We start from the raw sequence: 817 nt of genomic DNA on the forward strand, positions 1-817 counted from the left end.
GTCAATGGCCCCAGGCCCCAATAGTCCGCGCTCAGCATTGAAGCGAACCAAGTCAGAAACTGCAATTCCGATTTGCAGCATGCCTTGGGGATAGTTAAACATTTCTTCATAGCGACGATTCCAGGCAATCATATTGAGGTCTCCGTTGACGACGCTAATGCCCGAAGAAATATTATCGAAGGACGCGAATAAAATATCCTGATTGAAACGCAGTGCTCGGGTCGTTTCTTCAAAGATATTAACGACTTCTTCTACCGCCAGCTTCTGACCACTCCTCAGGCTTTCTATCATGGCCTGAGAGGAGGCAACGCCAACAATGCCAGATAAGGATTGTTGGGCTTTTTTGATCAGTCGAGCGTCGGCTGTATTACCGCTGGTATGGTCGTATTCACCAAAGAGTTTGTTAGTGATGCTGCTGCCAACAAACTGTTCCAAAAGTGAGCGCAGGTCGAAGGTGCTAATATCGTCATAATTTTGGTATTCCGAGGCACGTTTTTGGGACTGGTTAGTAAAAGCCAGGGCTTGAATTCGGTCTGATAAAGTTGTTCTGTTTTGACGTGAAACGACGATAGTGGTGAGGATATTGGCGAGTAAGCTTAGAACCACACCTCGACTGAATTCATCGCTAAAGCTTAAACCAAAGAGAAACTCTGGGCGCAACCATTTTACACCCAGAGGGCCTTGCGAAAGTAAATCTTTTGATACCATGCCGGTATCAACCAGTAGCGGCAGCATTAAGGTATAGGCCCAAGTGATCAGTCCTGCTGCCAGCCACGTCGATGTGATACCCCATATGGGACAGCAATTCTTTGGCAAC

At 47.0% G+C, this 817-nt stretch carries 1 protein-coding gene; it reads right to left on the reverse strand.

Annotated elements, in window-relative coordinates; genetic code table 11:
* Positions 1-735, reverse strand: a 735-nt coding sequence (locus A3756_RS01385) for a PAS-domain containing protein (RefSeq protein WP_197481090.1), incomplete at its 3' end; no start/stop codon positions are given.
* Positions 736-817 lie beyond the last annotated feature (82 nt).

Source organism: Oleiphilus sp. HI0086 (assembly GCF_001635225.1).